The sequence below is a fragment of the Burkholderia sp. Ap-955 genome, from assembly GCF_011753045.1.
GTDB lineage: Bacteria > Pseudomonadota > Gammaproteobacteria > Burkholderiales > Burkholderiaceae > Burkholderia > Burkholderia lata_D.
Genome location: NZ_VWWH01000004.1, coordinates 26824 through 53724, shown reverse-complemented (window position 1 = coordinate 53724; position 26901 = coordinate 26824). Strand labels below are relative to the sequence as shown.

Annotated in this window: 22 protein-coding genes and 1 pseudogene; 18 read left to right on the top strand and 5 right to left on the bottom strand. The window is 63.7% G+C overall.

What is annotated here, in order from left to right:
- Positions 1-3: 3 nt before the first annotated feature.
- A complete protein-coding gene (locus tag F3J15_RS03545) occupies positions 4-1458 on the bottom strand; it encodes a D-aminoacylase (protein ID WP_166887852.1) in 1455 nt (484 codons plus the stop codon).
- A 148-nt stretch (positions 1459-1606) separates the two neighbouring features.
- Complete coding sequence (locus F3J15_RS03540; protein ID WP_166887849.1) at positions 1607-2494, bottom strand: LysR family transcriptional regulator; 888 nt, start codon at positions 2492-2494, stop codon at positions 1607-1609.
- A gap of 165 nt (positions 2495-2659) precedes the next feature.
- Between F3J15_RS03540 and F3J15_RS03535 the strand changes: the two are divergent.
- The 9 genes and pseudogenes from F3J15_RS03535 to F3J15_RS03485 form a co-directional block, all read left to right on the top strand.
- Positions 2660-3160: pseudogene (locus F3J15_RS03535) on the top strand (molybdopterin cofactor-binding domain-containing protein); the annotation flags it as partial.
- Positions 3161-3430: 270 nt separating this feature from the next.
- A complete protein-coding gene (locus F3J15_RS03530; protein WP_166887846.1) occupies positions 3431-4138 on the top strand; it encodes a YfiR family protein in 708 nt (235 codons plus the stop codon).
- Positions 4135-5403: a diguanylate cyclase gene (locus tag F3J15_RS03525; protein WP_166887843.1), complete on the top strand. Its 1269-nt coding sequence runs from the start codon at positions 4135-4137 to the stop codon at positions 5401-5403. Before F3J15_RS03530 ends, F3J15_RS03525 begins: the two co-directional genes overlap by 4 nt.
- Positions 5404-5488: 85 nt before the next feature.
- Positions 5489-5998, top strand: a complete 510-nt coding sequence (locus tag F3J15_RS03520; protein ID WP_166888117.1) for an OmpA family protein — start codon at positions 5489-5491, stop codon at positions 5996-5998.
- Between the two features lie 406 nt (positions 5999-6404).
- On the top strand, positions 6405-8543 hold the full coding sequence (gene tssI, locus F3J15_RS03515) for a type VI secretion system tip protein TssI/VgrG (RefSeq protein ID WP_166887823.1): 2139 nt from the start codon (positions 6405-6407) through the stop codon (positions 8541-8543).
- 17 nt (positions 8544-8560) lie between these two features.
- Complete coding sequence (locus tag F3J15_RS03510; RefSeq protein WP_069252319.1) at positions 8561-9019, top strand: DUF1795 domain-containing protein; 459 nt, start codon at positions 8561-8563, stop codon at positions 9017-9019.
- Positions 9016-13329 (top strand): RHS repeat-associated core domain-containing protein, encoded by a 4314-nt coding sequence (locus F3J15_RS37685; RefSeq protein WP_345891542.1) that lies wholly within the window; start codon positions 9016-9018, stop codon positions 13327-13329. Before F3J15_RS03510 ends, F3J15_RS37685 begins: the two co-directional genes overlap by 4 nt.
- Before the next feature lie 7 nt (positions 13330-13336).
- On the top strand, positions 13337-13972 hold the full coding sequence (locus F3J15_RS03490; protein ID WP_166887817.1) for a hypothetical protein: 636 nt from the start codon (positions 13337-13339) through the stop codon (positions 13970-13972).
- Between the two features lie 334 nt (positions 13973-14306).
- Positions 14307-14870: a hypothetical protein gene (locus F3J15_RS03485; RefSeq protein ID WP_166887815.1), complete on the top strand. Its 564-nt coding sequence runs from the start codon at positions 14307-14309 to the stop codon at positions 14868-14870.
- Between the two features lie 758 nt (positions 14871-15628).
- On the opposite strand, the gene F3J15_RS03480 is transcribed toward F3J15_RS03485, so the two are convergent.
- Positions 15629-16255 carry a hypothetical protein gene (locus F3J15_RS03480; RefSeq protein WP_166887812.1) on the bottom strand — a complete coding sequence of 209 codons (627 nt, stop codon included), beginning with the start codon at positions 16253-16255 and terminating at the stop codon, positions 15629-15631.
- Positions 16256-17068: 813 nt separating this feature from the next.
- Here F3J15_RS03480 and F3J15_RS03475 point away from each other — a divergent pair.
- The 5 genes from F3J15_RS03475 to F3J15_RS03455 all read left to right on the top strand — a co-directional run bounded on the left by F3J15_RS03475 (position 17069) and on the right by F3J15_RS03455 (position 22047).
- Positions 17069-18184 (top strand): branched-chain amino acid ABC transporter substrate-binding protein, encoded by a 1116-nt coding sequence (locus tag F3J15_RS03475; protein ID WP_166887809.1) that lies wholly within the window; start codon positions 17069-17071, stop codon positions 18182-18184.
- A 182-nt stretch (positions 18185-18366) separates the two neighbouring features.
- Positions 18367-19293, top strand: coding sequence for a high-affinity branched-chain amino acid ABC transporter permease LivH (gene livH, locus F3J15_RS03470; RefSeq protein ID WP_166887806.1), 927 nt, complete (start codon positions 18367-18369; stop codon positions 19291-19293).
- Between the two features lie 11 nt (positions 19294-19304).
- Positions 19305-20576 carry a high-affinity branched-chain amino acid ABC transporter permease LivM gene (locus F3J15_RS03465; protein ID WP_166887803.1) on the top strand — a complete coding sequence of 424 codons (1272 nt, stop codon included), beginning with the start codon at positions 19305-19307 and terminating at the stop codon, positions 20574-20576.
- Complete coding sequence (livG, locus tag F3J15_RS03460; RefSeq protein WP_089448183.1) at positions 20573-21346, top strand: high-affinity branched-chain amino acid ABC transporter ATP-binding protein LivG; 774 nt, start codon at positions 20573-20575, stop codon at positions 21344-21346. The genes F3J15_RS03465 and livG overlap by 4 nt, the downstream gene beginning before the upstream one ends.
- Positions 21346-22047, top strand: coding sequence for an ABC transporter ATP-binding protein (locus F3J15_RS03455; protein WP_039366289.1), 702 nt, complete (start codon positions 21346-21348; stop codon positions 22045-22047). The genes livG and F3J15_RS03455 overlap by 1 nt, the downstream gene beginning before the upstream one ends.
- Positions 22048-22129: 82 nt before the next feature.
- Here the strand turns inward: F3J15_RS03455 and F3J15_RS03450 are convergent, their stop codons facing one another.
- On the bottom strand, positions 22130-22981 hold the full coding sequence (locus tag F3J15_RS03450; RefSeq protein ID WP_166887800.1) for a LysR substrate-binding domain-containing protein: 852 nt from the start codon (positions 22979-22981) through the stop codon (positions 22130-22132).
- A gap of 132 nt (positions 22982-23113) precedes the next feature.
- On the opposite strand from F3J15_RS03450, the gene F3J15_RS03445 reads away from it, so the two are divergent.
- The 4 genes from F3J15_RS03445 (at position 23114) to F3J15_RS03430 (ending at position 26463) form a co-directional block, all read left to right on the top strand.
- Positions 23114-24094: a hypothetical protein gene (locus F3J15_RS03445; protein ID WP_166887797.1), complete on the top strand. Its 981-nt coding sequence runs from the start codon at positions 23114-23116 to the stop codon at positions 24092-24094.
- A gap of 29 nt (positions 24095-24123) precedes the next feature.
- Positions 24124-25110 carry a 2OG-Fe(II) oxygenase family protein gene (locus F3J15_RS03440; protein WP_089448181.1) on the top strand — a complete coding sequence of 329 codons (987 nt, stop codon included), beginning with the start codon at positions 24124-24126 and terminating at the stop codon, positions 25108-25110.
- Between the two features lie 13 nt (positions 25111-25123).
- On the top strand, positions 25124-26047 hold the full coding sequence (locus F3J15_RS03435) for a DMT family transporter (RefSeq protein WP_166887794.1): 924 nt from the start codon (positions 25124-25126) through the stop codon (positions 26045-26047).
- Between the two features lie 65 nt (positions 26048-26112).
- A complete protein-coding gene (locus F3J15_RS03430) occupies positions 26113-26463 on the top strand; it encodes a VOC family protein (RefSeq protein ID WP_089448179.1) in 351 nt (116 codons plus the stop codon).
- Between the two features lie 30 nt (positions 26464-26493).
- On the opposite strand, the gene F3J15_RS03425 is transcribed toward F3J15_RS03430, so the two are convergent.
- Positions 26494-26901, bottom strand: coding sequence for a DUF2000 family protein (locus tag F3J15_RS03425; RefSeq protein WP_069252309.1), 408 nt, complete (start codon positions 26899-26901; stop codon positions 26494-26496).

Sequence of the window (26901 nt, the reverse complement as noted above, 5' to 3'; positions counted from 1 at the left end):
TGGCTAAATGGCGGCAGGCGCCGGGTTCGTGCGCCGCAGCGCGCGGCCCGGGCGTGCACCGGTATGCCGCCCGTGTTCGAGCACCGCCTGCCCGTTGACGAACACGTGCTCGATGCCTTCGGGCCGCAGCGTCGGGTTCGCGAACGTCGCGCGGTCGATCACGCGCGCTGGGTCGAACACGACGAGATCGGCATAGTGACCGACCGCGAGCCGTCCGCGATCGGCGATGCCGAACTGCTCGGCGGTGAGGCCCGTCATTTTGCGCACGGCCGTTTCGAGCGGAAACAGCCCGCGTTCGCGCGAGAATTCGCCGAGCACGCGCGGGAACGTCCCCCACAGACGCGGATGCGGGCGTGTATCGTTCGGCAAACCGTCCGACCCGACCATCGCGAGGTCGTGCCGGATGATCCGTTCGACGTCGGCCTCGTCCATCACGAAGTAGATCGCGCCGGCCGGTTGCAGCGCGTCGATCGCGGCGTCGATCGAATCGCCGAACAGCGGCAGCAGTTCGTGGAAGTCGCGGCCCGCGAGCTCCGGATGCGGCTTCGACCATGCAAGCAGGACCCGCGACGACTGGCGGATGCGGTCGGCGCGCAGCATCGTCGACGTAGCCGGATACGGGTGGCAGTCGAGGCACAGCGGCTGCCGCGCGCGCTGCGCGTCGATGTGCGCGAGCGTTTCGGCCGAGCGGCCGTGGTTGGCCTTGCCCGCGACCTTGTGATGCGACAGCACGACGCGTACGCCGAGCGCGCGCCCGATCGAGAACGCCTCGTCGAGCGATGCGATGATCGCGTCCGTCTCGTCGCGCAGGTGGGTGGCGAACACGCCGCCCGTCTCGCGCAGCGGTGCGCACGTGTCGATCAGTTCGTCGGTCGTGGCCGCCGCCGCGGGCGGATAGAACGTGCCGGACGATACGCCGAATGCGCCGGCGGCCATCGCGTCGCGCACGTCGGCAGCCATCGCCGCGATTTCCGCGGCATTGGCCGCGCGATCGAGGTTGGCCATGTGCCGCACGCGCAGTGTCGAATGGCCGACGAGGGCCGCGGTGTTGACGGCGGCGGGGGCCGCGTCGAGCGCGTCGAGATACGCGCCGAACGACGCAAAGCGGAAGTTCCGCCATGCGCCGAGCAGGTCGAGCGGCTGCGGCACGTCCTGTTGCGCGAGCAACGGCGCGAGGCTGATACCGCAGTTGCCGGCGATCACGGTCGTGACGCCCTGTGCGACCTTGGGCTCGACGTCGGGATCGGTCAGCACGAACGCGTCGTCGTGCGTGTGGCTGTCGATGAATCCGGGCGCAACGACCTGGTCGCTCGCGTCGACCAAGCGCTCAGCGGTCGCGTCACGCAGGTCGCCGATCGCGGCGATGCGTGTGCCGATCACGCCGAGATCGGCGTCGAAGCGCGCGGTGCCCGTGCCGTCGATCAGCGCGCCGCCGCGCAGGATGACGTCGAAATGCATGGTGGCTCCTCCTGTCCCCGCCGGCCTGGACGGCCGGCTTCCGGGTGATGAGTTACCGATCGTCCCCAGCCAATATCCGGCCGTCCAATGCGAGTGCGCAAGCGATTCATGCGCGGCCGTCATCAATGCCCGCAGTGCCGCGTGCGGATCACGCGAGCGATGCCTTCACCAGTGCGTGCAGATCGCTCGCGAAGCTGGACATCGAGATCGTGCGGTGCCGCACGATGCCGACGGTGCGGTCGATCGTCGGGCTCGCGATCGGCACGGCGCGCACGGCGGGCGTGCCGTACGCGCGCAGCGCGCTTTCGGGCAGGATCGCGCAGCCGACGCCTGACGCGACGAGCGCCGCGACGCTCGAGATGTGCTCGACCTCATAGAACCAGCGGGTCCCCACGGCTTCCTGACCCATCAGCATTTCGAGCAGCAGGCGGTTGCCGCTGTCGCGGCCGCCGATGATCAGCTTCGCCTGCCGGAGCTCGCCGAGCGTAACGCCGTCGGCACGCGCGAGCGGATCGCCGTCGTGGACGGCGAGGACGTAGCGGTCGGCGAACAGCGGTTCGAACAGCAGATCGTCGTCGGCGCCCGGATGCAGGCTCACGCCGAATTCGGCGATGCCGGCGCGCACCTGCGACAGCACGAAGTCGTGATTGCCGTCGAGGATCTGCACGGCGACCTGCGGGTATTTGGCCGCGTAGTGGCGCAGCACGTCGGGCAGCGCACGTGCGACGACGGTCGGGATGGCGGCGAGCCGCACCTTGCCGTAGCGCTTCTCCGCAATTTCCCGGATCGACGACAGCATCGTGCCGAGCTGCGCGATCTGTTCGCGCGCCATCGGCAGGAACTGGCGGCCCACGCCTGTCAGCGTGACGCTGCGGGTCGTGCGGTGGAACAGCTCGACGCCGAGCGTCTGCTCCAGTTTTTGGATGCGCCGCGACAGGCCCGGCTGCGTCAGGTGCAGCTTCTCCGCGGCGCGATGAAACGTGCCGAGCTCCGCCACGGCGACGAACGCTTCGAGTTCCGAGTTTTCGACTTTCATGGCGCTGCACACTCCGTGTCCACTCCGGCGGCATGGAACGGCACGCCGGCAGCAAGCCGCCATTGTCGTCGAAATCTCGCGCGGGCAGGCCCGTCAGTCCAGCGTGAACAGCGAGCAAGCACGCGCGTATCGATGCCTGCGATCCGCAATGCCTTCCACAACCGGCGCGACCGGCCGCGCCATGCGACCGCGCTGCGTGACCCCGCGCAGCGCGCGGGCCGGGGACAGTCGCTGCCGGAGGGCGTCGCGCTCTGCGTGGCAACGAACCAGGCGTACAACAGCTATGTCGCGCGGATCGTGCGCAAGGACGGCGCGGTGAAGGTGGAGAAGCTCACGTGCGTGGCCGATTGCGGGATCGCGGTGTCGCCGGCCGGTGTCGACGAGCAACCGTACGGCGGGCTGACGTGGGGGCTTGGCCATGCGACGTCCGACCGCATCGATTTCAGGCACGGTCGCGTGCAGCAGTCGAACTTCGATACGTATCGTGTGATGTGGATGAGTGACATGCCCGACACCGATATTCATATCGAGCAGGGCGATCCGGAAAAGCCGTGCGGCGCAGGCGAGTTGTCGAGCACGGCCGTGATGCCGGCGATCGCGTATGCGGTGTTCCGGCTGACGAGGAAGCGGTTGAGCGAGACGTCGTGCGATGTGTCGGCGGCGGCATCGCGCGACAGAACGTATGAAGTTTGGCGTCCTCGAGCATCCAATCCGCTGATCAATTTCCCGCCGTCGACACCGGATCGACATCGGCAACACGTTCGCGCGCAAACGCCGATTCCGCATACTTTCCCCGTTTCTCGCGGGTGTTTCCCACTGGTTGGCGATGCGAATTTTTACCTAAGATGAAGCCATCATGCGCGTAATTCGGTGCCTGCACGCGCATGGAGGGAGGCGGGAGGCAGCGCCGGAGCGACGCCAGCGGATGTTGCCATCATGGATGCGAAAGTGTGCGCGTCGGCTGCCAGTCTCGCGACTGCAGCGACGCCAGCGGACGTGGCGGCAATCGCCGCGCGAACGGCGCCCGGCCGTCCCGGCCGAACCGCTCCGCTGCACCACGCGCTGGTCGCAATCGTTTGCGTTCTGGGGGCCGCCCAGGCCATGCTTGCCGGAGCTTCCGCCGACGCGCTCGATCCGGCCGACACGGTGCGCATCGTTGCGCCCGCAAGCCCCGCGGATCCCGCCGATCCGGCTGTTGCGACACACGACACGGCCGTGCGTCAGGTCGTGCTGGGCATCATCAGTTTCACCCGCTGGCCGACGACACCCGTGCGCCTGCATCTATGCGTCACGGGCCGGCCCGACTATGCGGGCGGCCTGACCGATACGCTGCAGGCCGGCTCGACGCTGCTCGACGTGCAGCGTGTGCGCTTCGACGATCCCGCGCTCGGCATGGCCTGCGACATCGTCTATCTCGGCAACCTGGGCGCGGATGAACGCGCGCGCGTGAGGGCGGCGGTGGCCGGCCATCCGGTGCTGACGATTGCGGAACACGATCCATCCTGCACGGCGGGCGGCATGTTCTGTCTCAACGTCGACGGCGAACGCGTGTCGTTCGACATCAATCTCGACGCGGTCGCACGCAGCGGCGTGCGCGTGCATCCGAGCGTGCTCAATCTCGCACGGCGGCCGGGGGCACCATGACACGACCCGTCCCGCCCGTTTCGCTGTCGCGCGTGCCGCGCCCGACGCTGCAAAGCGTGCTGCGTCGCGCGCACCTGCGCCTGGCGTTCGTCGCCGTCGCGATGGCCGCCGTGTCGTTGATCGTGGTGGCCGTGATTGCATTGCGTGCGTATGCCGGCAACAACCTGAACCTGCTGGCCCGCTCGCTCGGTTACACGGTGGAGGCCGCGCTCGTGTTCGGCGACCGCGTCGCGGCGGCCGAGGCGATCGGGCTGATCGCCATCGATGAAGATGTCGCGCAGGTGGTGGTCACGGATAGCAAGGACCAGCCGTTCGCGACGTGGCAATTGCCCGCCGGTAGCGGGATCGCGCGGCTCGAACGCGTCGTCGCCGACCTCGCGCTGCCGGGACCCGTGACCGCGCCGGTGGTACACGACGGCATCGTCGTCGGTCACGTCGTCGTGCGCGGCCGTGGCCATCAGTTCTTCGGATTCCTGCTTGGCGGCGTGGGCGGCATTCTCAGTTGTCTGGCCGTCAGCGTGATCGGTGCGTACATCAGCTCGAAGCGCTTGCTGCGCAGCATCGTTTCGCCGTTGCGCGCGCTGGCGGGCGTCGCCCACGCGGTGCGGCGCGAGCGTGCGTTCGCGCAGCGCGTCGAGCCCACATCGATTGCCGAACTCAACCAGCTCGGCGACGACTTCAATGCATTGCTCGACGAATTCGAAGAGTGGCAGAACACGCTGCGCGACGAGAACGCGTCGCTCGAACACAAGGCGACGCACGATGCGCTCACGGGGCTGCCCAACCGCGTGCAGTTCGAGTCGCGTCTCGCACGTGCCCTCGGCGAAGCCGCAGTGACGGGGCAGCGGGTCGCGATCCTGTATCTCGATTGCGACCGCTTCAAGGAAATCAACGACTGCCTCGGCCACGACGCCGGCGACGCGGTGCTGATCGGCATCGCGTCACGGCTGCGCACGCAGGTGCGCGAGACCGACCTGGTCGCCCGGCTGGGCGGCGACGAATTCGCGGTCATGCTGCCGGCCGTGCGCGAAGCGGGTAGCGTATGTCGTATTGCTGACGAGATCTTGTCCGGTATGGCGCCGTCGATCGAGCTGTCCGACGGCCGCGTGGTGGCCACCATGATGAGTGCCGGCGTTGCGCTGTATCCCGATCACGCGTCGGATGCGAGCGGCTTGCTGCGGGCGGCGGATGCCGCGATGTACCGCGCCAAGCGCGCCCGGCCAGGCTCGTGGCAACTGGCGGAAGGGGTCGCGGGGGCGGCCTGAGGTGCATCGTTTCACGCTGCGGGCGAGGCCGCGGCAGTGGGTGGAAAGCGCGCTCGCGATGCGCGTGCAATCGAAGAGGTCAATGATGAACAACACGTTTCCGGTGGGCATTGGGCGCATGTGCGTCGGCAGCGCGCTGCTTTTGTGCATGCTGCTGGGAGGCTGCAAGACGCCGCCGCTTCATCGTGGATTGACGCAGACGCAGGTCACGGCGCTCAAGTCGGCCGGTTTCCAGGAAACCCAGCAGGGTTTCGAGTTCGGCTCGGCCGGGCCGATCCTGTTCGATTTCGATCGCTACAACCTCAAGCCCGATGTGCGGCGGATCGTCGAAAGGATCGGTCGCACGCTCCACTCGGCGGGGATCAACGGGGTACGGGTCTATGGATATTCGGACCAGGAAGGCGTGGACGAGTATGACCTCGAGTTGTCCAGGCGGCGGGCGGAGGTCGTTGCCCTCGAACTGGTCGACGTGGGGCTCGATGCAAAGCGCATCGCGATCGTCGGGAAAGGGAAGAGCGATCCGGTCGGGGACAACAGGACGCCGGGAGGAAGGGCGCAGAACCGGCGGGCGGCGATCGTGGTGTCGCCGCGGTGACCGGGGCGGTTTCCCTGGACCGCATGAAAGGCATTTGAAAGAACCGGAAAACATGCGATCGAACCCGACGACCAGCAGCGTGTAGCGGTACCGCGGCGTTTGCAAGCGCGCGTTCCGTTCCGAGCGTTCGCACTATTTCATCGTGACTGGGGGCGATGCTTCGCCCCGTACGGATCTGTCACACGTTTCATGCAGATTGTGTCCTGTTCCGCGCGTGCCGGCGCGGCGATTCGGCGTGGGCAGTCGCGTCCGGGCGGCCCGACCGCCGGCCTGTTTTCGGACTATCGGGGGCCCGAACGGAAACGTTTGCAGGTGTCTTTCACGCGTCCGGATTTTGTCCTACATTATCGGGGCTTCGGGCCGGTCAGCCGGCACCAGGAACCTGAGAACACAAGAAGGAACAAGAATGAGTTTCGCTCCGAACGGGGGTATTCCCACTGGAATGGGCGGTAGTGCGCTCGGCTCGTTGAGCGCGCTCGGCGGTCTCGCCGGCCCGGTTGCGTCGAGCGTCGCCGGCAGCCTCGGGCCGCTCGCGGGCCTGGCCGGGCACGTCGACACCGTCCAGCGCGCGATGCAGCTCGCGCAGACCGGCTTCTCGCTGATGGACAAGACGCCCGGTGCGATCGCCGAGGCGATCAACGGCGCCGCCAACCCCCCGCGCCTGACCCAGCTCAACCGCTACGTGACGCTCGATACGCCGCTCGGCCCGGACGTGCTGCTGGTCAGCGCTGCCGTCGTCGACGAGCACGTGAACCGGTTGCCGGAGATCCACCTCGACCTGCTGTCGCATCGCCACGACCTGCGCCCCGAGGATCTCATCGGCCAGCAGGTCAAGATCCGGTTCGACCAGCAGGCGCGCCTGTCGACGCTCGAGCGTGTCGTCGCATCGGGCGCCGCCGACAACGACCGTTACTTCGACGGCTACGTCGCGTCGTTCGACCGCGCGGGCAACCCCGGCAACGTCACGCAATATCACCTGACGGCAGTGCCGTGGTTCTGGTTCCTGACGCGCTCGACCGACTGCCGGATCTTCCAGAACAAGACCGCGCAGGACATCCTCACCGAGATCTTCCAGGAGCACGGCTTCTCCGACTTCGTGTTCGATATCCGGACGAGCCAGAAGCCGCTCGAGTACGTCGTGATGTACCAGGAGAGCTACTACAACTTCTGCGCACGGCTGATGGAGCAGGAGGGGCTGGTCTGGACGCACCGCTACGAGAAGGACAAGCACATCCTGGTGATCGGCGATTCGAACCTGCTGTTCCGCCCGATCGACGGGCTCGCGACGGTGCCGTTCGCGGCCACCGAGGCGAGCGAGGACAGCGGCATCGACCAGTTGCACGAAGGCCGGCGCTTCGGCGTGGGCAAGGTCACGTTCCGCGACTTCAACCACCAGAATCCGTCGTCGCCGCTGATGCTGGTGGAGGCCGGGCCGCAGAACCTCAAGCATGCGCGGCTCGACGCGACCGAGCGGTTCGAACACCAGTCGCTGTACGACCACGGCGACGACGGCAACCGCTACGCCCGTTTCGCGATGGAGGCCGAGGAGGCGCAGGCTCATCGCTATACCGGCGGCGGCTACGCGTGGCGCATGACCACGGCGGGCGCCGTCACCGTGGCGAATCACCCGGTGCTCGAGAACAACCAGGAATACGTGATCCTGCACGTGCGTCACGAGGCGGTGAACGACTACACGCAGCACAGCGCGAAGCTGCCGTATCGCAACAGCTTCGCGCTGCTGCCGAAGAAGATTCCGTACCGTGCGCCGCGCGGCACGCCGAAGCCGGTGATTCACGGCACGCAGTCGGCGATCGTCGTCGGTCCGAAGGGCGAGGAAATCTACACGAATGGCAGCGCCGTGAAGGTGCATTTCCCGTGGGACCGGCGCGGCAAGAAGGACGGCTCCGATTCGATGTGGGTGCGCGTATCGCAACCGTGGGCGGGCGACGGCTGGGGCGCGGCCGCGATCCCGCGGATCAAGCAGGAAGTGCTCGTCGCGTTCAACCAGGGTGACCCGGATAACCCGGTGATCGTCGGCCGTGTGTTCAACGGCGAGCAGGGCAACCCGTACCATGGGGCGGCCGGCGAGACGATGGGGATCAAGAGCCAGACGCACAAGGGGCAGGGGTCGAACGAAATCCGCATGACCGACACGAACGGCATGCAGGAATTCTTCATGCACGCGCAGAAGGACATGAACACCGTCGTCGAGAACAACGAGACGCACAAGGTGCTGGGGCCGATGCGTACCGTGCTGGTGGCAACGGGGAGTGAAGAGAAGCAGATCCCGCAGGGCAACCTGACCGAGACGATCGCCGAGAAGCGCAGCACGACCGCGACCACCGTCGAGGTGATGACGCCGGCCAAGGATGGCGGCGGCGGCACTCAGGTTTACATGGCCGAGCGCGGCATCCTGCTGAAGGTGATGGACAGCTCGATCTCGCTCGCGCCGGAAGGCATCCGCCTCGAGCACAAGGGCTCCGTGATCCTGATGACCGACGACGGCGTGATGATCAACGGCACGCGCATCGATCTCAACAAATAACTCGAACGAAACCAGCCATGCACTACGCAATCCACGAAGGCACCTTCGAACTGCCGGACGCGGCGCTCGACCGCACCGTTAACATCCTGATGATGAACGTCGGCCCCGGCGGCCTCAATCTCGTGATCGCCCGCGGACGGTTGCGCGACGGGGAGAATCTCGACGCGTTCGTCGCGCGCGAATGGGAAGTGGCGTCGCGCGATGCCAGGATGCTGACCGAGAAGGCGCGTCGGCCGGTGACGGTCGGTTCCCGTGCGGGCGTCCAGATCGATTCCACGCTCGAGCGGGACGGCAGGCTCTGGCATCAGGTTCAGACGATGTTTCCGTCGGACGACGCCGGCCGCGTGCTGGTGATGACGTTGACCAGCGCGGCGCCGCTGACTGAAGAACAGCAGGCGATCGCAGAACGCATGCTCGCCAGTTTCCAGCCGCGCGCGGCGCGGCCGTCCCTGCTCGGGCCGGGTGACGCGTCGTGAGCGCGGAAAACTTCGCGGCCGCTCGCTTCGAAGATCCGATCCAGCACACGTCGTTCCTGGGTGAGCTTGTCGGCACGGTCGGGTCGGTGGTCGGCGGGGCCATCGTCGGTGCGTTGGTGGCAGAGGTGATGGAGGGGCTGATATTCGCCGGCCTCGCCGCGCTCGAAATCGGCACGGCAGGGTTGGCGACGCCGCTCGTGATTGCGATCGGTGTAGGCGTGGCGGTCGGCTCGGGCGCGCTGATGGAAGCGAGCGGCATGAACGACGCCATCGACGACGGCGCGAAGTCGGTGGCCAATTCGCTCGTGCCGCCCGAGATCAAAGGCAAGATCGCGAGTGGGTCGGGGAACGTCTACGTCAACGACAAGCCGGCGGCGCGGGCGGCGAAGCCGGGCGATCTCGATACCGTTGCGTGTACCGATCATCCCGGGCCGCAGATGATTGCCGACGGGTCGGGCAGCGTTTATATCAACAATCAACCGGCCGCGCGGGTCGGTGACAAGACGACATGCGACGGGACGATTGCCGAAGGCTCGGACAACGTTTTCATCGGCGGTGGGACACAGCGGGTGCGGGATGTGAAGTCGGCGACCCGGCTCGGGTGGCTGGGGGCTGCGCTCGGTATCGCGCTCGCGGTGTGCGGCCGCGGGAAGATGAGCTGGGGCGACTTCCTGAAGAGCAAGGTGCCGTGTCTTGCGGTGAATTTTGCGGCGGGTGCGTTCGGCACCTGGCTGGGTAGTCTGGCGAGGCCTTCGGCGGGCCATCCGGTTAACGTCATTACCGGCAGCAAGGTGCTCGATGGCACGGACGATACCGATTTCGTCCTGCCCGGGCCGCTGCCGATCGTCTGGCAGCGTTTCTATAGCAGCCTCGATGATCGCGCCGACAGCCTGTTCGGGACAGGGTGGAGCGTGCCGATCAGCGTCGAGCTGCGACTCACGCGTGAACATGGCGAGGTGGTGTCGATCACGTACTGGGACGAGCAGGGGCGCGATATCGTGTTCCCGGCTGTGCCGCCGGGCGAGAGCCATTTCAGCGTGCCGGAAGGTATTTACCTGATCTGTACCGAGGGCGGCCACTATGTGATCGAGACGGTCGACGGTGTGTATCGCGATTTCGGTCGTGCTCGTACCGATGCGGATGGCGAGACGCTCAAGCTCTGGCGCCTCGAGGATCGCAACGGTAACTGGATCGAGGTCGAGCGAGAAGCGCACGATGAGGTTGTGCGGCCTGCGCGGTTGCACGATAGCGCCGGTCGCTTGCTGACACTGTCCTACGACAAGTTGCATCCGCAACGTATTGCCGCGATCGAACTGACCCGTGGCGTTGACGGTGAACAACCCGACACGCTGGTGCGGTACGCGTACAGCAACGCCGGCGAACTGGTGGCCGTTACCGATCGTAGCGGTCATGTCGGGCGACGCTTCGCATACGAGCATGGGCTGATGGTCCAGCACACGCTGCGTGGCGGCCTGCAGTGTTTTTATGCGTGGCAGGGTGTTGGTCGCGATGCGCGCGTCGTGCGCCACTGGACCAACGACGGCGAAGCGTACACGTTCGACGCGGATCTCGCGCAGCGGTCGGTGACGATTACCGACCAGATCGGCCGCGTGACGCGCTGGACGTGGAACGAGGATCAGCAGCCGACGAGCCATACGGATGCCGAAGGCCACGTGTGGCAGCTGGAGTGGAACGCGAAGCGGCAGTTGGTCCGCACGACCGATCCGGCCGGGAACACGACGCGCTTCGAGTATGACGAGCGCGGGCGGCAGACGCAGCGTATCGATGCGCTTGGGCAGGTCGAGCGGACTGAGTGGAACGGGTACTACGACCTGCCCGTAGCGGAAACCGATCCGGCGAATTCGCGCTGGATCTATCGCTACGACGATCGCGGCAACCTGACGATGACGCGCGATCCGGCGGGTTTTGCGACCGAGTATCACCGGGACGAGCGCGGGCTCGTGCATACGATTCGCGATGCGCGGGGTGGGTACAAGTTCCTTGAATGGAATGGCCGTGCGCAGTTGACGTCGTATACCGATTGTTCCGGCAAGGTCACGCGGTTTGCGTATGACGCACGTGGTGCGCTTTCGCGCGTGACTGATGCGGCCGGGCAGTCGACCGTGTACGAAACGGATGCGATGGGGCGGGTCATGGGGATCGGGACGGCCGATGGTGCTCGTCAGGCGTTCCGGTATGACGTGGCCGGGCGTCTCGTTGAAGTTGTCGATGCGAATCAGCGCAGCACGCGGTATGAGATCAATCCGCGCGGGCTGCTGATTTCTCGTACGGACGCGGCTAATCGTGTCGTGCGATTCGGGTACGACGATGCGTTCCGGCTCGCGAGCTTGACCAACGAAAACTGCGAGTCGTATCGCTTTCAGTATGACGGTCGCGATTTGGTGGCTGCGCAGATCGGGCTCGATGGCCACAAGCGCACATACGAATACGACGTGTGCGGCCAAGGCACGGTCGTGCGGGATGGAAAGGTCGAGACGCGATACGAGCGCGATGCGATCGGTCGACTGACGGCGAAGCAAGCTACGCATGAGCGATGTGAGTACCTGTACGACAAGGCGAGCCGAATCGCGTCGGCCGAGTTGTACACGCTGGGGGCTCGCGGTTCGTCGCTGAAGAATCGGGTCAGCCTGAAGTACGGCGCGCGCGGTGAGGTGCTCGAGGAGTACACGCCGACGGGCTGGCTTGCGCATACCTACGATGAGCTTGGTAACCGCGTCAGCACCACGATCTCGGGCGAGCGCACGATCGACTGGCTGCATTACGGGTCGGGCCATGTGCACCAGATCCGCGTTGACGGTGCCGCAGTCGCCGACATCGAGCGCGATGATCTGCATCGGGAAGTCCTGCGGACGCAAGGCAAGCTGACGAGTCATTTCGGGTACGACGCGGTGGGCCGTCGTGCCCGGCAAGTTGCACAGCGAGGCAGGGCGGCGGACGAGTTGCTGGCGAAGCAATGGCAATATGACGCTGTGGGAGATGTGATCCAGAAGCGGGATCTGCGCTATGGCACGACGAGCTATCGGTATGACCCGACCGGTCGCATTGAACAGGCGGCCGGGCCGGGATTGCCGTCGGAAGTGTTTCGTTGGGATGCGGCAGCCAACCTGGTGTCGAGCGATCACCCGGGAGGTTTCGTAGAGCACAACCGGCTCAAGATGTTCGAGGACAAGCGGTTCGAGTATGACGTCTATGGGCGGCTGGTTCGCAAGTTGAGTGGGCACGGGCCGGCCAAAGAGTTGGTACTTGAGTACGACGACTGGAATCAGTTGAAGACTGTCGTGACGAAGGACCGGCTTGGTGTCGGGACGACGCACTTCGAATACGACGCGTTCGGTCGGCGGATTCGGAAGCTCAATGGGGGTTATGCGAGTACGGATTTCCTGTGGGACGGCATGCGGCTCGTGCAGGAAACGTATCACGACCGTCAGGGCGAGGAAGCGCTGACGTACTTGTATGAGTCCAACAGCTATGTGCCGCTGGCACGGATCGACCAGGGTAAGGCGGCGGCTAACGACGCCAATGCACGGGATGCGGTCTACTATTTCCACAACGACGTGTCGGGGTTGCCGGAGGAACTGACTAACGCTGAAGGCGAGTTGATCTGGCAGGCTCGCTACAAGGTGTGGGGCAACGCGGTGCAGGAGGAGTGGGTCGCGCGGGCTCCGCAGCAGTCGGTGCCGGAATGGGGCGAGGTGCAATTGGCTTCTGCAACACCTGCCCACGTGCCGCGGCCGCAAAACCTGCGCTTCCAAGGACAATACCTGGATCGGGAAACCGGGCTGCACTACAACACGTTCCGGTTCTACGATCCGGACATCGGGCGTTTTATCAATTCGGATCCAATCGGATTGATGGGCGGAATAAACCTCTATCAATACGCACCGAGCCCACTAAGCTGGATTGACCCTTGGGGGCTGTCGTGCTCCAGTGATGCGAAGGAACTGGCGCAGAATCTAGGTACTAGACCCAGTGCCGACTATAGGGCGCACCATATCGTGATGTCGAACTCGACCGACCCTCGAATGGTGGCGTTGCGAACCAAAATGGATAATCTCGGAATACCAATTAATACGGCTGAAAATGGTGCGTGGCTGCCTAAAGACGCCAGCTCGCGCTTGGCTGGCGATTTGTCGACTGCACACTCTGGGGAAGGTGTTCATGGCAATGCATATAAGCAGTACGTCTTCGATAATTTAGATAACGCAAATACGGTTCCAGATTTTAATGCTGGATTGGATAAAATTAGAGCCGACCTTGAAGGCGGTAAAACGTTCCCGAGGAAGAGATAGGTGAAAAATGGGAAAAGACGACCTTGTTAAGCTGTTGAGTGCGAGTGATGGAGCTTATTCGGAATTTCTGCGGCGAGCGAAGGAGAGCGCCAAATCGGAAAGATGGGGGACAGGTGTTGGTGCGCCGTTTTCTCTTGAACCCTATCGTACCGAAATTCTTGGGGTAAAACCGGGGCGCATGCTAAAAAGTAAATCGGAGCCTGGCCCTCGACGATACTGTTATTCATATGATGACCATGGTCGAGTGATACATATGGTTGCCTATGGGAAGTTAGGTGGTCCTGCAGGAAACCAGGATTGGATGCGTTCAGACGATTTCTACGTGTACTCGGAGAATTTTGCGACGCGATACGTTTTCGGAAATACATTCCGGGAGAATCCCGATTCTCAGGTGACCCGCGTCGTACGGGCGATTTATGAGGATGGTAGAATTTCCAAGACATTTCAGATTGAAAGGAGAAATGCCGAGTATACGGAAACGACTTATTTATATGATGATTCTGGAAGGATTTTTGAAATACGGATCGTGTGGCCGGAGGGGCGGTTCCCGGAGCGATTGCTATCGCTGGAGGGAGAGGGAGATGACGTAAAAATATTTGAAATTCGTGATCAAAGAAGGATCCCAGTTTATCCGGAGCCTTAATTAAAGAAATAAAAATGAGAGAGTGGATGATGGCGTAAATTTGTTTTACGAAAATTTCCGCTCTCTCGGGTGTGATTAATTTATATATCTTGCTGGGACGTGAGAACTGGCCGCGTGCGTGTCTCGGGAAGTGAGGGTTGGCGTGTAAGTTTTCGTAACTTACTAGTTGGCTATCATCGGATAGTGTCCGTGTTCGCCGACAGTTGACGTATTTCGATCGTGGTTCGGCCTATGCCCTACCGTGAGGGATTGAATCAATAGCAGGCAGGTAACATAGACCAGGGCTCATTCTCACACGGATCAAACTGCTGGGATTCTGGACTAGGAGGCGAGTATGTTCGATATCGAGGTGCAAAAAAAGTATCTCGAATCGATTCTTTCTGCAGAAAAATCTGAAAACGTTGTTCGTTTCGGTGTCTGGTGTTGTGTTGGCCTTGCGCACGATGACTCAATATTCGAGTTCCTTGCCACGCACACGGGGAGTACGAGCATACAGATCAGGCAACGAGTCAGCGAATACCTGGATCAAGTGTGGAATGGAAACGAAAACTCCAATCCGCTAAGTGATCTGGAGCAAGTGGACTGGGATCCTGATGCAGTCGAAATGGAAGACGACGCTGCGGCCCAAGGGGCGACTGATTTGCTGGCGGGGCTATCCTTTTTGGCTCAATGGTGTACTGGGCACAATGTTGAACGATTGGTTGCATGCGCCGAGGTTCTGATAAATCGGATTGACTACTTGAAAAGTTTCGAGTTGATTGGTCGGCATGCGACGAATTCGGTTGAAAATGAAATGAACGCACAGAAGAACTTTGCCAGGGATCTTGTTGCAGGAATTTTGTCCGATCAGGACAAGAGAAAATATCACGAGTGGCTATTCAATCTCGGAACACCTTGAACCACAAACCTTTGCTGCGAGCGTGTAAATAGCGGCGGTGTGCTGCGGGAGTATCGCCGGGACTCTATGCAAGTCCTGCAGGGGATGTGATGCACCCGCTGCCGTAGGCACCGGCACCGCGGGGGGAATGTGAGGACAAGGAGACGGTTCACATCTTGGAACCTCTTAGGTTGAAGAGAAGAGGTCACGTGATGTTTTGAAGTGCGTAAATAAAGCGGATCGGTTGCTTATGAGGAAAGAATATTTCTGTTCCAGAACAGAGTTTCCATGTGGCCTCGGAGAGATTTTCACGGAATTTGTTGATGGTGTCGCGACGCGCCAGATTAGTCGACCTGACAATGGATCTGTCTACGCGTCGTCATCCCGGCACGATTGGAATCCTGATATTGGTTTTTTGCTATTTGACGGGATGAAGGACGAGCTTGAAATCTCACCACATGACGAAATCAAGGAGGAGGATTTCGAGCGCGCCTGGAATGCTGCCGTGGGAAACGTTTCTTAACGACATAGGAAATGTGGGATACCCGTGAAAATCACGCTCCCTCAGGTCGCGCAAGTCTTATTCGTGTCTGAAGATCGGTGGAATGTGGCTAATCGATGATGCATGTTTTGTGTCGGGCGCGATGTGCAGATCCTGATTGGATGGGCAGGCTGATCATCACGCAACTGTAAGGGCCAACGTCGCACGATGCGGTCGCGCTGTGCGAAGTCGCGCACCGTGCCGAGTAGGGCAGCCACAGCCGACCACCCCCAGCGCCTCACCAACCGATATTGCAAGACGACCGCGACGTCCCCGCACCACCTGTAGCCATGCACTTCGTCCCCGCACCATTGTCATAAAACGTCCGCGTCTCCGGCTGCGGCACCGAAGGGTCAAACGGATTCGGCGCGCCATGCGGACCGCGCGGAGCATCGTACGGCCGCTGCGGCGCATACGAACCGCTACTACCAGCAGGCCGTGAGCCGTTAGCGCGCAGATATTCAATCCAGTTCTGCTCGCGCTGTTCATACCCAGGCACTGCACGGCCAAAACTATCGCTCCCACCCGCGCCAAGCGCGACGCGGTTCGAAGGCAACTCAAAATCGGGCTCGTGCTCACCCGAAGGCGTCGGCACCACAAGCGCATCGCCCGTCACCCGCAAAGGACGCGTATCCGGCGTATCGAATGGACCGCGCTCCATCGGCGCGGCGTACTCCAGGCGACTGTGGCCCATACGCGCCGCATGCCCCTCATCCCGAGCCGCAGCCCTACGCTCCGACCGAAACACGTTGGCACCCACCGACCGATCGGTCAGCGAACCACGCCCGGAAGCATCGGCGGTAGAAACAGAAAGCGCACACGCAATCGCGGCGGTGGCGGAAGAAAAGCGGGGGAGGTGATTCATCAGCGTTCCGAAGCAGGTGATATGCGATGAGAAAAAAACGGCAGATCACTGGCTGGCGGCTGGGCGACGGACGGGCGTCGAAGCGGCCCTGAAGCGACTGCGAGGCGCTGCGTACGCGACTCACAGGAAGGCTGGCTGGATTGCAGAAGCGAATTCGTATTATTTCATGAAAATAACAATGAGCTTCCAAATGTTTAGTTTTGTTTGTAAACAGTAGGATTGACCGCCTCGACCGACCGCCCCGAGTTGGTGCCAACCCAAGCAATCATCAGTTGATTGATTTTCGGCGATCGGACCCTTAGCAGCCCGAAAACGCACCGGACAAAATCCACGATCGCCGAAAGCCAAGCCCAGCAAGGCAACCACCCAACCCGACCCACCCCATAGCAACCCAATTGCACCCCAGCCAAACGTTCTCGAGCCTCACGCGGTTGCGCCCCCATCGCCACCGCCGCCCCCAAATGCCTCCGTGTTTTCCCTCGGTCGACCGGCATTTTTGACAGACGATTTAAAAACGCCCATATAATTTCGACTGCCTTGCCAATGGCTGTCGGACCATCCCTCCGAACAAGCGATTTGGCAAGCGGGGCAGGCGAAACGCTTGCGCAATGCAAGACGCATCACGATGTCTTTCCGAACCAGACGTCCCCTTTCGGGGACTGCAAGAGCCGGGCCCCGCTACGCAACATTCCGCTGGAGTTCCGTCTTCTATGTGTCTCGGGCGTGTCCCATGTGCTCGCCCCGGGTGCTGTTCGATTGCGCAAGTCATGCCGCCTTTGCCCGTATGACTAAACAACATCGAGGAGCTCCCAGATGACGCTGTCCCGTCTTACGTCCATTTCCGCCGCCGTGCTGTTCGCCGCCGGCGCCGCCGCCGCGCAAGCGGAAACCGTGAAGATCGCCATCGCTGGTCCGATGAGCGGTTCGGTCGCCCAATACGGCGACATGGTGAAGGCCGGCGCGCTGACCGCGATCGAGCAGGTCAACGCTGCAGGCGGTGCGGGCGGCAACAAGTTTGAAGTCGTGATGATGGACGACGCATGCGAACCGAAGCAGGCCGTCGCCGTCGCCAACAAGATCGTCAGCCAGAAGATCAAGTACGTGATCGGCCACGTGTGCTCGGGTTCGACGATTCCGGCCTCGGACATCTACGAGAACGAAGGCATCGTGATGGTCACGCCGTCGGCCACCGCGCCGCAGCTGACGGAAGGCAAGAAGCGCCACTTCATCTTCCGCACGATCGGCCGTGACGACCAGCAAGGCCCGGCCGCCGCGCACTACATCATCAACAACGTGAAGCCGAAGAAGGTCGCGGTCCTGCACGACAAGCAGTCGTACGGCCAGGGCATCGCGTCGTCGGTGAAGAAGGACCTCGAAGCCGCGAAGATTCCGGTCGTCCTGTTCGAAGGCGTCAATGCCGGCGATTCGGACTACTCGGCGATCATCACGAAGCTGAAGTCGCAAGGCGTCGACTTCGTCTACTTCGGCGGCTACCACCCGGAAATGGGCCTGCTGATGCGCCAGGCGCGCGAGCAGGGCGTGAAGGCGACGTTCATGGGGCCTGAAGGCGTGGGCAACAAGGACGTGACGGCCATCGCCGGCCCGGCTTCGGAAGGCATGCTCGTCACGCTGCCGGCCGACTTCTCGGCCGATCCGGCCAATGCGGCGCTCGTGAAGGCGTTCGCGGACAAGAAGCGCGACCCGAACGGCCCGTTCCAGATGCCGTCGTACGCTGCGGTGAAGATCATCGCCGACTCGATCGCCGGAGCGAAGACGACCGATCCGACCAAGGTCGCCGCGTACATGCACAAGACGACGTTCGACACGCCGATCGGCAAGGTCGCGTATGACGCACAGGGCGACCTGAAGGCGTTCAAGTTCGTCGTGTACACGTGGCACAAGGACGCGACGAAGACCGCCGCCAAGTAATACGGAGTACCCGCCCACGCATGCCGCCCTGTCCGCGACCCGGACGGGGCGGGTGCGTATTGTCCGCGCATCTGCCCATTGCGCGGCCATGGGGCGGCCCGAGACGACACCGTGCGTTGCGCGCGGCCACGCCGTGATCCGGCGACGGCAGGCGACATGGCGCCAACGGGAGCTTCCCGCACATGACTGACTTCTTTCCTCAATTCGCCCAGCAGCTGGTCAACGGCCTGACGCTGGGTGCGATCTATGCGTTGATCGCCATCGGCTATTCGATGGTCTACGGCATCATCGGCATGATCAACTTCGCCCACGGCGAGATCTACATGATCGGCGCGTACGTGGGCCTCGTGACCCTGACTGCAATCGGCATCTCGGCCGGCTATCCGCTGCCGCTCGTGCTCGGCGCCGCGCTGATCGTGTCGGTGATCGTCACCGGCCTGTACGGTTTCGCGGTCGAGCGCGTCGCGTACCGGCCGCTGCGCGGCGGCCCGCGCCTCGTGCCGCTGATCTCCGCGATCGGCATGTCGATCTTCCTGCAGAACTACGTGCAGATCGGCCAGGGCGCGCGCGACGTGTCCGTGCCCGTGCTGATCTCCGGCGCGTTCGACATCCATCTCGGTGGCGACTTCGACGTGACCATCCCGTATTCGCGCCTGATGATCGTCTGCGTGACACTCGTGCTGATGATCACGCTCACGTTGTTCATCTCGCATTCGCGGATGGGCCGTGCGTGCCGCGCATGCGCCGAGGACATGAAGATGGCGAACCTGCTCGGCATCGACACGAACCGCGTGATCTCATTCACGTTCGTGCTCGGCGCGATGCTGGCCGCCGTCGGCGGCGTGCTGATCGGGCTGACGATCGGCAAGCTGAACCCGTATATCGGCTTCGTCGCGGGCATCAAGGCGTTTACCGCCGCGGTGCTCGGCGGGATCGGCAGCATCCCCGGCGCGATGCTCGGCGGCGTGCTGCTCGGCCTCGCTGAAACCTTCGCCGCAGGCTACATGCCGGCCGAGTACAAGGACGTGGTCGCGTTCGGCCTGCTCGTGCTGATCCTGCTCTTCCGCCCGACCGGCCTGCTCGGCAAGTCGGACATCGAAAAGGTTTGAGGGAGACGCAGATGAGTCAAGTCATTTCCGTTCGCCGCCCGGTCGCCGACGCATCGGTCGGCCAGGCGCTGAAAAATGCCGTGGCCGCCGCGTTCCTGACGGCGATCCTCACGATTCCGGTGCTCGGGCTGCAACTGAAGCTCGAAGGCTATCAGGTGGTGCTCACGCCGCACTGGCGGCCAGTGTGGATCGCGGTCGCGGGCGTGTTCTTGTTCCAGCTGTTCAAACCGTGGCTCGTACGCGCGAAATCATCGGTGAAGCTGCCGGCCATGCCCGCGATGGGCGCGCAGCAGCAGCGCGTGATCGTCTGGGTGCTGCTCGCGGTCGGGCTCGTGTGGCCGTTCTTCGGCTCGCGCGGCGCGGTGGACGTCGCGACGCTCGCGCTGATCTACGTGATCCTCGGCCTCGGGCTGAACATCGTGGTCGGTTTCGCGGGGCTGCTGGATCTCGGCTATGTCGGCTTCTACGCGGTCGGCGGCTACACGTACGCGATGCTGAACCAGTACTTCGGGCTGTCGTTCTGGGAATGCCTGCCGCTCGCCGCGATCGCGGCCGCGACGTTCGGCTTCCTGCTCGGCTTCCCGGTGCTGCGGCTGCGCGGCGACTATCTCGCGATCGTCACGCTCGGCTTCGGCGAAATCATCCGCCTGCTCGCGAACAACCTGACGAGCCTCACGGGTGGCCCGGACGGCATCTCGGGCATTCCGAAACCGAGCGTGTTCGGCTACGAGATGGCGCGCAGCGCGAGCGTCGAAGGCGCGAAGACCTTCCACGAACTGATCGGGCTGGAATACAGCGGCGATCACGTGGTGATCTTCCTGTACCTGCTCGCGCTCGTGCTGGTGGGCTTCACGCTGTTCGTGACGAGCCGCCTGATCCGCATGCCGATGGGTCGTGCGTGGGAAGCGCTGCGCGACGACGAGATCGCGTGCCGTTCGCTGGGCCTGAACCCGACGCGCATCAAGCTGTCGGCGTTCACGCTCGGCGCGGCGTTCGCCGGTATCGGCGGCGCGTTCTTCGCGGCGCGCCAGGGCCTCGTGAATCCTGAATCGTTCACCTTCATCGAATCGGCGCTGATCCTCGCGATCGTCGTGCTCGGCGGGATGGGCTCGCAGCTCGGCGTGATTCTCGCGGCGATCCTGCTGACCGTGCTGCCGGAAGTCGCGCGCGGCTTCGCCGAGTACCGGATGCTGATCTTCGGTCTCGTGATGGTGTTGATGATGATGTGGCGTCCGCAGGGCCTGCTGCCCGCGAGCCGTCCCCACGTGGAGCTGCCCCAATGAGCGCGAATACGGAACTGTTGAAGGTCGCCGGGCTGCAGATGCGCTTCGGCGGGTTGCTCGCGGTGGACGGGATCGATTTCGACGTGCGTCGCGATGAAGTGTTCGCGATCATCGGGCCGAACGGCGCGGGCAAGACCACGGTGTTCAACTGCGTCGGCGGCTTCTACAAGCCGACCGGCGGCGACGTCGTGCTCGACGGCCACGCGATCGCAGGGCTGCCGAGCCACAAGATCGCGTTGAAGGGCTTGGTGCGGACGTTCCAGAACATCCGCCTGTTCAAGTCGCTGACCGTCGTCGAGAACCTGCTGGTCGCGCAGCATCGCAAGGTGAAGGCTGGGCTGCTGCCGGGCCTGTTCTCGACGCCCGCGTATCGCCGCGCCGAGAAGGAAGCGCTCGAACGCGCGGCCGTGTGGCTCGACCGGATGGGGTTGACGTCGGTCGCCAACCGGCCGGCGGGCACGCTGTCGTACGGGCACCAGCGGCGTCTGGAGATCGCGCGCTGCATGATCACCGAGCCGCGCCTGCTGATGCTCGACGAGCCGGCGGCCGGCCTCAACCCGCAGGAAAAGATCGAACTGCAGCACCTGATCGACAAGCTGCGCCGCGAGTTCGGCGTATCGGTGCTGCTGATCGAACACGACATGAGCCTCGTGATGGGCGTGTCCGACCGCATCCTGGTGATGGAGCACGGCCGGCCGATCGTGATCGGCACGCCGGAAGCGGTCCGCAACGACCCGCGCGTGATCAAGGCGTATCTGGGGGAAGAGTGATGCTGAAGCTGGAACAGGTCCATACGCACTACGGCGCGGTCGAGGCGCTCGCGGGCGTGTCGATCGAGGTGAACAAGGGCGAGATCGTCACGTTGATCGGCAGCAACGGCGCCGGCAAGACGACGCTGATGATGACCGTGTGCGGCACGCCGCGCGCGTCGTCGGGCCGCGTGCTGTTCGAGGGCAAGGACATCACGGCGATGTCGACGCACCAGATCATGCGGCAAGGGATGGCGATCTCGCCGGAAGGGCGGCGCGTGTTCCCGAGCCTGACGGTGCTCGAGAACCTGAAGATGGGCGGCTTCTTCGCGAGCCGTCACGAGATCGACGACGGCATCGAGCACGTGTTCAAGCTGTTTCCGCGCCTGAAGGAACGCGCGACGCAGCGCGCCGGCACGATGTCGGGCGGCGAACAGCAGATGCTGGCGATCGGCCGCGCGCTGATGAGCAAGCCGCGTCTGCTGCTGCTCGACGAACCGACGCTCGGTCTCGCACCGCTCGTGATCGCGCAGATATTCGACATCATCCGCACGATCCGCGACGAAGGCGTCACGGTGTTCCTCGTCGAGCAGAACGCGAACAAGGCGCTGGGTGTGGCCGATCGCGGCTACGTGCTCGAAACGGGACGCGTGGTGCTTGCCGATACGGGTGCAAACCTGCTCGCGAACGATCGCATCAAGCAGGCGTATCTCGGCGGTTGACGCCGAAAGCCGCCGGCCTGCAACGGGCCGGCGGCGCTTCCTCTTTTGCTGTCTCATGCAAGGCCGGTTCCCGGCCTTGTCTTCATCCGATCCTGAATGTGCTTTTCAGTACGTCGCGCAGATGCAGCGCGGCGCGATTGCTGTCGTCCGTCAGGATGGTGATCAGGTGCGGCGGGAGATCGGGCAGCACGATCCCGGCGACGTGGCTCGTCAGGTTGCCGGACACGCGATCGTGCTCGATCAGGCCGACCGCGAGGCCGTTCGCGATACACGCCTCGACCGCAGGCGAACTGGCGCTCTCGAGCAGCATCCGGTGCGGGATCTTCGCTTTCTTCAGCGCGCTCAGCGCGGTGTCGCGGTACGGGCAGCCCTGCAATTGCACGGCGATCGGCAGCGGCGCGTCGGGATTGAACTTGAAGGTTCGCGCGGCGACCCACACCGGATGGGTCTTGCTGAGCAGCTCGCCGTGCGGCGTCGCTTTCGGCACCACGGCGATCGTGATGTCCAGCTGGCCGCGCGAGAACAGCGACTGCAGCTCTTCGCTGGAGCGCGCCTCGACCGTCAGTTCGAGCAGCGGCCGGTCGGCGGCGAAGCGCGGCAGGAATTCCGCCATGAAGTGCGCGGCGTACGAATCGGGGATGCCGAGCCGCAGCTTGCCGGTCAGCATCTGCGGCGACAGCGATTCGACGAGCCGGTCGTGGCTCAGCAGAAACTCGGTGGTGTCGCTCAGCAGCTTGTGGCCGTACTGCGTGAGTTCGACGGCCTGGTTGTTTCGCGTGAACAGGCGCTGCGCGACCATTTCCTCGAGCTTCTGAATCTGCGCGGTGACCGACGACGGGCTGCGATTCACATGAGCGGCCGCATCCTTGAAGCGTCCGAGCTTCGCGACGGCGTGGAAGGTTCGCAGCAGGTCGACGTCCAGGGTGCGCGGCATGATTTGGTTTTTCCGAATCAGTGATTCAGGTAATGTCGATTGACGGAATTATTGGGCATCCCATATTCTCGGTCAACAGGCAGACAACGGCAGGCAGCCGGTCGCGCGTTGCACGTATCCGGGGAACGATTCATGTCGATCAACGATTTCGTTGTAGATGCATTGGTGCGGGACAGGAAGTTGAAGGCCGAGTCGGTATGGACGGTCGAGAATCACGAAAAGTATTCGACGCTCAAGCGCAGCGACGATGACGCGAGGAGGAAGGAAGCAGGGCGCGAGGTGTTTTCGCTGATGCGCAACCTGAACGAGCTGGGCGTGCGGAGTCCCGCGCTGTGTGCGGACCGCGACGGCAACGGTTCGTTGCGCGAAGCGATCGGCCAGTTGAGCGAGCGGCTCGCGACGTTGTCGCGCGGCCGCGATGTGCATTACATCGAGCTCGGGCCGGAGCCGGTCAAGACGACCGAACTCGTGAAGGCCGTCAGCGGCTGCGGCCCGGATCATCTGCGCTATACGGCCGTCGACATCAACGAGTCGTCCGAAGACGCGATGCGGCACGCGATCATGCCGTTCCTGAAAACGCCCGGCTGTTTCAACTACATCGCCGACGATTACCGGAACGTGCAATGGAACCACATCGACGTGGGCCAGGACGTGACGTTCATCACGATGCTCGGTTTCCAGGAAGGCAACGAATTGCCCGTGACGATCGGCCGGCTCATCCGCAATCTCGGCGGCAAGTCGACCTACATCGTGTCGGAGATGCAGTTGCTGGTCGAGGGGAGAGAGGAGCCCATCTACAACTTCTACCGGAACGAGAACATGGTGCGTTTTTCCGAAGTCGTCAGCCGGCAGCAAGGCTTCGAACCGCTCGGCGAGCACCATGTGTCGATCGTCCGGCTCAATCTGCTCGGCGACCAGTTCCACGTGGCGGTCACGTTGCAGCCGGTATCGAAAGCCGGGGCCGACGGGCATCTGATCACCAACGTCTGCCTGAAATACACGCCGGAGCAATTCCGTCACGTGCGCCACAGTCACGCCAATTGCCGCGTGATCGACGAACTGCACAGCGGCGACGGCAGCGTCGTGTACCAGATCGCCCAGTTCAAGGGCTGAATGCCGCAACCACGACAGCGAGGCACGCGATGAACAAGGGAAATGCATTGCCGGTGTTTGCGCGAGGGTTCGATCGGGTGAGGCTTGCGCTGCAGACGTCGCTGTCCGGCGGCGCGAATGTCGACGGCTCGCTGGACGCCGCGACGGAACCGATGCGCTGGAGCAGCGCCTGCCTGCGCGACGGCTATGAAGTGCGATACCGGCGCAATCTCGACGCCCTCGGCTATCGCGGCGTGCCGATGCGCGGCACGCGCTCGGACGCGCTCAACGCGGTGTGCCATCTTCGCGGCTTGTTTTCGGACGAAGCGGTTCATGCGTTGCGCGAGATCGGCCGCGCGCTGGAGCGCAGTGCGTCGAGCAGCAACTGGATCATCTCGAAGCGCGTGCGCGCGGTGACGGAGCGCTCGCGGTTCATCGACGACATGATGCACGACCGCGCATTCCTGCTGAGGGTGTCGCGTCTGGCCGGTGTACCGCTGATTCCGTATCCGATGGTCAATGCGCGGTCGCAGTTCAACTATTACTACCCGACGAGCCAGCGCGACGGCAAGGAACAGCTGGGCATGTGGCATACCGATGGCACCAGCTTCGTGCTGAACATCGTGCTGTCGGATCGATCCGACTACGAGGGCGGAAACTTTCTGTTCTACGAATCGACCGCGGAGACGTTCGACCGCCACGATCGCGAACGCCGGCATGTGAAGACCGCGAACCTGGACAACGCGGGCGACGCGCTGCTCATCTACGGCAGCAAGCTGTTCCATGGCGTCGAACCGGTCGAGGCGGGACGGCGCATGTCGCTGGTGCTGTCGTTTCATTGCCCGACCACGCGGGAGGACGACAACGGGTTCTGGCATCTCGCGTCGGACGACGGCATCCCGCGCACGGTCGTCAACTGGCTGGCGCTGCAGCGTGCGCTCCGGGACGACGCCGAACTGCAGTATCACCGCCTCGGGATCGAACCGATTCGCCCCGGGGATCTGGCGGACCAGCGGCTGTCCCCGGCAACTTTCTGAGAGCCGTCGCGCCATGCAGTTATTCCTGCTCCAGCTCGTTTTCGTGTTGTCGTGGAGTTCCGGCTTCATCGGCGCCAAGCTCGGCGCGGAGACGGCCGGCGCGTTCAACCTGCTGTTCTGGCGGTTCCTGCTCGTCACGCTGTGCTTGGCGATCGTCCTCAACCGGCAGCTCGGGCGCCTGACGTGGGAGAAGCTTCGCTATCACGCGGTGATCGGCTTCCTGTCGCAGTTTCTTTACCTGGCCTGCGTGTACGTGGCGATTCAGCATGGCCTGCCGCCCGGCATCGCCGCGATCGTCGCCGCGATGCAGCCGCTCATCACGGCCGCGATGACGGCGGTGGAAGGCAGCGAGCGCAGCGGGGCGCGCCAGTGGGCCGGGCTCGTCGTCGGGTTCGTCGGCGTGGGCATCGTGATCGGCGGGCAATATGCGCTGCCGGCCGGGTCGGTCGGGCTCGTGATGTACCTGCTGCCGCTGGTGTCCGCATTGGGGCTGTCGATCGCGACGATCTATCAGCGGCGCCGCGCGCTGACGGCCGCGCGCAGCAACGAGGACGGCCTGTTCCTGCCGCTGTTCGTGCAGGGCTGCGTGAGCCTCGTGCTGTTCGCGGTGTGCGGGATCGTCACGGGCGACCTGCACGTGCCGACCCAGCCGAGCGTGTGGGTCTCCGTCGTGTGGCTGACGGTGTTCTCGACCTTCATCGCCTACCTGTCGCTGTGGGCGCTGCTCAAGCGCATGCCCGCGACGCGCGTGGCGACCCTCGTCTATCTCGAACCGCCCGTGACGCTGATGTGGGCCGCCTGGCTGTTCGGCGACCGGATCGAGGTGACGACCTATCTCGGCATCGTGGTCGTCGCGATCGGCGTGTGGCTGGCCGGCAAGCGCGTGGAGCGGCCCGCGCGGGCGCGGCGGGCGAACATGGAGGCGGCCGGCCGCTGACGCACTGGTTACGCGCGCGGTTCCGGTGTAGCGTCGCGGTACTGTCACGACCGCGCAGGCACCCGATGAAAGTCAAACGGATCGTCGCCAATATCGACACCCGATCAGTCGACGACGCAAAGCGCTTCTACCAACGGATCTTCGGCCTCGACCTGCTGATGGATCACGGCTGGATCGCGACCTACGGCAATGCCGAGCAGATGGACGTGCAGATCAGCTTCGCATCGGAGGGCGGATCGGGCACGCCGACGCCCGATCTGTCGATCGAGGTCGACGACGTCGATGAAGCACTCGCGCGTGTGCTTGCGGCCGGGATTCCGGTCGAGTACGGGCCGGCTGACGAGCCGTGGGGCGTGCGACGGTTCTATGTGCGCGACCCGTTCGGCAAGCTGGTCAACGTGCTTGCGCATCGCTGAATCGGCCCGCCGGGGCGGCTTCGCCGGCGTTTAAGCATGCAACGCCAGCCCCTTCACGGCCTTTTCCACCGCCTTCTTCGGTCCGCGCAGCGCCAGCCCGACGAAGTCGAGATTCTCCGCATCGCCGGCGCGAAACACTTCGCGGTTGGCCGCGTCGTGCCCGGTCGAAAACATCGCATGCACGTAGGGCACGATCGTGAGCTCGCGCGACAGCGCCTGCCGGTGTGCGGCCTGCAGGCCGTTCAGGTCGGCCGCGAACACCAGCATCGGCTGCCCCAGCATGCGGCCGTAGCGGCGTCCCGCCGCATCCTCGTACGGCTCGCCGAGCGCTTCGGGTGCTTCGGCCGCAATGCCGGTCGCGAGAAACGCGACGACATTGAGTTTTTGCCACGCGGCGAGATCGTCGCGCACGATCAGCGCGACCTTGGTATCGAACAT

What these genes read in the sequence shown, in the direction of transcription:
- F3J15_RS03545 (WP_166887852.1), bottom strand. Translation starts at nt 1,458, where the DNA reads ATGCATTTCGACGTCATCCTGCGCGGCGGCGCGCTGATCGACGGCACG.
- F3J15_RS03540 (WP_166887849.1), bottom strand. Translation starts at nt 2,494, where the DNA reads ATGAAAGTCGAAAACTCGGAACTCGAAGCGTTCGTCGCCGTGGCGGAG.
- F3J15_RS03530 (WP_166887846.1), top strand. Translation starts at nt 3,431, where the DNA reads ATGGATGCGAAAGTGTGCGCGTCGGCTGCCAGTCTCGCGACTGCAGCG.
- F3J15_RS03525 (WP_166887843.1), top strand. Translation starts at nt 4,135, where the DNA reads ATGACACGACCCGTCCCGCCCGTTTCGCTGTCGCGCGTGCCGCGCCCG.
- F3J15_RS03520 (WP_166888117.1), top strand. Translation starts at nt 5,489, where the DNA reads ATGAACAACACGTTTCCGGTGGGCATTGGGCGCATGTGCGTCGGCAGC.
- tssI (WP_166887823.1), top strand. Translation starts at nt 6,405, where the DNA reads ATGAGTTTCGCTCCGAACGGGGGTATTCCCACTGGAATGGGCGGTAGT.
- F3J15_RS03510 (WP_069252319.1), top strand. Translation starts at nt 8,561, where the DNA reads ATGCACTACGCAATCCACGAAGGCACCTTCGAACTGCCGGACGCGGCG.
- F3J15_RS03490 (WP_166887817.1), top strand. Translation starts at nt 13,337, where the DNA reads ATGGGAAAAGACGACCTTGTTAAGCTGTTGAGTGCGAGTGATGGAGCT.
- F3J15_RS03485 (WP_166887815.1), top strand. Translation starts at nt 14,307, where the DNA reads ATGTTCGATATCGAGGTGCAAAAAAAGTATCTCGAATCGATTCTTTCT.
- F3J15_RS03480 (WP_166887812.1), bottom strand. Translation starts at nt 16,255, where the DNA reads ATGAATCACCTCCCCCGCTTTTCTTCCGCCACCGCCGCGATTGCGTGT.
- F3J15_RS03475 (WP_166887809.1), top strand. Translation starts at nt 17,069, where the DNA reads ATGACGCTGTCCCGTCTTACGTCCATTTCCGCCGCCGTGCTGTTCGCC.
- livH (WP_166887806.1), top strand. Translation starts at nt 18,367, where the DNA reads ATGACTGACTTCTTTCCTCAATTCGCCCAGCAGCTGGTCAACGGCCTG.
- F3J15_RS03465 (WP_166887803.1), top strand. Translation starts at nt 19,305, where the DNA reads ATGAGTCAAGTCATTTCCGTTCGCCGCCCGGTCGCCGACGCATCGGTC.
- livG (WP_089448183.1), top strand. Translation starts at nt 20,573, where the DNA reads ATGAGCGCGAATACGGAACTGTTGAAGGTCGCCGGGCTGCAGATGCGC.
- F3J15_RS03455 (WP_039366289.1), top strand. Translation starts at nt 21,346, where the DNA reads ATGCTGAAGCTGGAACAGGTCCATACGCACTACGGCGCGGTCGAGGCG.
- F3J15_RS03450 (WP_166887800.1), bottom strand. Translation starts at nt 22,981, where the DNA reads ATGCCGCGCACCCTGGACGTCGACCTGCTGCGAACCTTCCACGCCGTC.
- F3J15_RS03445 (WP_166887797.1), top strand. Translation starts at nt 23,114, where the DNA reads ATGTCGATCAACGATTTCGTTGTAGATGCATTGGTGCGGGACAGGAAG.
- F3J15_RS03440 (WP_089448181.1), top strand. Translation starts at nt 24,124, where the DNA reads ATGAACAAGGGAAATGCATTGCCGGTGTTTGCGCGAGGGTTCGATCGG.
- F3J15_RS03435 (WP_166887794.1), top strand. Translation starts at nt 25,124, where the DNA reads ATGCAGTTATTCCTGCTCCAGCTCGTTTTCGTGTTGTCGTGGAGTTCC.
- F3J15_RS03430 (WP_089448179.1), top strand. Translation starts at nt 26,113, where the DNA reads ATGAAAGTCAAACGGATCGTCGCCAATATCGACACCCGATCAGTCGAC.
- F3J15_RS03425 (WP_069252309.1), bottom strand. Translation starts at nt 26,901, where the DNA reads ATGTTCGATACCAAGGTCGCGCTGATCGTGCGCGACGATCTCGCCGCG.